The 504-nt window shown below is 33.7% G+C and carries 1 protein-coding gene; it reads right to left on the bottom strand.

Going from position 1 to position 504, the window contains the following annotated elements:
• On the bottom strand, nt 1-309 hold a 309-nt coding region (locus ACS8FD_RS24970; protein WP_439277822.1), incomplete at its 3' end, for a hypothetical protein.
• Between the last annotated feature and the right edge of the window lie 195 nt (nt 310-504).

Consider the following 504-nt stretch of genomic DNA (forward strand, 5'->3'; position numbering starts at 1 on the left):
CCAGTTATCTCCTTCAGGCAGACAAATGCTGCTGTATATAAACAAATTATAAGAATCCGGCGGTTTGGGGCTTTTTTTCTCACTACTGATATCTGATACATCGGCAGCACTGCTTGCTACTTTTTTTTGTCTCCATCGAAGCGCTAGCATCAAGGCAAGCAATAATATCGGGACAATGACAAACCAAAGCAATAAACCAAATAAAGTAAGCTGTACGGCATGGTCTTTGAAGTACATCCAAGCCAATATGACATAAATGATCAGGAGCAACACTAAGAAATAGCGGGCATAAGATATTAGTTTATTCACTACCACTCTTTTTACCCCTATTTACCGACTTTTTTTCTTAAGTTTTATGAATTAATCAAAATTTTTACTACTGCTTTGTAATATAAACTCAGTCAATAATATAATATTCCCTTTTATTGTTCGACTAAAAATAAGTAATTTTTAGCTTATAGGATTTTTTAGACCAACAGTTTATACAGGATGATTCTCTAAATT

The organism is Psychrobacter sp. 1U2, from assembly GCF_051847575.1.